Raw genomic sequence first — 2,301 nt, 5'->3', positions numbered from 1 at the left:
GCCCCACCACCCCACCCTCCTCGCCCCCGGTCGACTCGATGGACTCGCGCGCGCTCGGCGGCGGCGGACCGGTCATGGAGATCGGCGCGGAGCTCGGGCTCTTCGGGATGATCGCGGTCACCGACGCCCGAACGCCCGAGGTCGACCAGGAGTTCGTGCTCTTCTTCCACGACCTCTCCGCGTCCGACGCGTCCTCCCTCAAGCAGGATCTCTCCCTCTGCAACGGAGGGGCGTTCGTCGACAACGCCGCCACGTTCACCGCCCGGATCGGCGACCGTGTCCGGTGGCGGGTCGCCACACTCGGCAACACCTTCCACGTCTTCCACGTCCACGGCCACCGCTGGCTCGGCCCCGCCGGCTGGACCGACTCCCAAGTGCTCGGCCCCGCCACGACCCTCACCGTCGAGTACCGCGAGGACAACCCGGGCGACTGGCTCTACCACTGCCACGTCGCCGCCCACATGATGCACGGCATGGCCGGGCGCTACCTCGTCACTCGGTAGCGCGCCCCCGGGTCGCTCCCCGCGCCCCTGGAGTGGCAGCACCGCACCAGGGGCGCTGGGGGCGCCCCCGGCCCACCACGGGCAGGGGGTCCCCGAACCGACAGTACCGACCGCCCCGGAGGGTCAGGCTCGGCGGAACACCTCCGTCAGTGCGGCTCGCAGCACGCCTTCCGGGTCGGGCCGGGCGCCCTCGGAGCGCCAGGCCACGAACCCGTCGGGCCGCACCAGCACGGCTCCCTCCTCCCGGATGCCGTGCAACTTGCAGAAGTCGGGCGGCCCGGCCGGTGCGCCACCGCGGGCACCCCCGGGCGGCCCGCTCGGCGCGGGGGCACCCGGGGGCGCCGGTTCGACCTCGATCTCGTGGCCGAGCCGGTAGCACGCGAGGGGCACCCCGGTCCGTTCGGAGGCGAGCCGCGCGACGTCGTGCCAGGCACCGCCGGACGGCCCGGTCAGCAGGACCGGGGTGCGCTCGTAGAGGTCGAGCGTGGAGATCCGCTCGCCGCCGTGCCGTACCCACAGGTGGGGCGCGCGCCCGCCGGGCACGGCGAGCGGGCTGAAGTCGTCCGGAACGGCGACCTCTTGGGGATCGGCGTCGAGCACCGCGCCGCGCGGGTAGCGGTAGCCGAGTACGGCCGGAAGCATGCCGGCCCGCGGCCCGGCCGCGACCGGCGCGGCTTCGTACCCGGGGTGGCTGTGCTCGGCGGAACGGGCGGAGGCGCGGGCCGCGGTGGCCAGCGCGACCGGGCGCCGCTCGGCGTCGTAGCTGTCCACCAGGCCGGGCCCGGCCCACCCGTCGAGGACGGCGGCGATCTTCCACGCGAGGTTGTGCGCGTCCTGGATACCGGTGTTGGAGCCGAACGCCCCGGTGGGCGACATCTCGTGCGCGGAGTCCCCGGCGAGCAGGACGCGGCCGCGCCCGTACCGCTCGGCGACGCGTTCCGCGGCGTGCCAGGGCGCCTTCCCGGTGATCTCGACCTCCAGGTCGGGCACGCCGACGGCGGTACGGATGAGGTGGGTGCACCGCTCGTCGGTGAAGTCGTCGAGGCGCTCGCCGTCGTCGGGGCGCCAGGGCGCGTGGAAGACCCAGTCCTGGGCGTTGTCGACGGGCAGCAGCGCGCCGGGGCTTTCGGGGGTGGTGAGGTAGCAGACGATGAAGCGGCGATCGCCCACCGCGTCGGCCAGCCGCTTGGCGCGGAAGGTGATGCTGACGTTGTGGAAGAGGTCGCCGGGCCCGGTCATGGGGATGTCGAGGTGCTCGCGGACGGGGCTGCGCGGGCCGTCCGCGCCGATCAGGTAGTCGGCACGGACCGTACGGACCCGGCCGGAGGCGCGGTCGGCGATCTCGGCGGTGACACCGTCCGCGTCCTGCGTGAACGAGACCAGTTCGGTACCGAAGCGGATGTCGCCGCCCAGCTCGCGGGCGGCCGCCAGCAGCACGGGCTCCAGGTCGTTCTGGCTGCACAGGCACCACCCGGACGGGCTGATCCGGGAGAGCGCGCCGCCGGGGTCGATCGTGCGGAACAGCCACTCCTGCTCGGAGCCGGTGAGGGTGTCGGCCTGGAGGATGCCGTGGTTCTCGGCGAGCACGGACGCGGCGGCGCGGATCCGGTCCTCGACGCCCGCGGCGCGGAACAGCTCCATGGTGCGGACGTTGTTGCCGCGCCCGCGCGGGTGGTGCGAGGTGCGGGCGTGCCGCGCGACCAGCAGGGGCGGCACGCCGAGGCGGCCGAGGAAGAGCGACGCGGACAGGCCGACGAGGGCGCCGCCCGCGATCAGTACGGGCACACGGTCGTCGGTG

At 74.8% G+C, this 2,301-nt stretch carries 2 protein-coding genes; one reads left to right on the top strand and one right to left on the bottom strand.

The genetic code is table 11. The annotated features are described in order from the left end of the window. On the top strand, positions 1 to 503 hold a 503-nt coding region (locus AC13HU_RS35900; RefSeq protein WP_483046185.1), incomplete at its 5' end, for a multicopper oxidase domain-containing protein. A 123-nt stretch (positions 504 to 626) separates the two neighbouring features. Here the strand turns inward: AC13HU_RS35900 and AC13HU_RS35895 are convergent. After that, on the bottom strand, positions 627 to 2,301 hold a 1,675-nt coding region (locus tag AC13HU_RS35895; RefSeq protein WP_483046184.1), incomplete at its 5' end, for an FAD-dependent oxidoreductase.

The organism is Streptomyces sp. NH27 (assembly GCF_056859195.1).
Note: the sequence above shows the minus strand (reverse complement) of the source record. Positions and strands in the feature narration are given on the sequence as shown.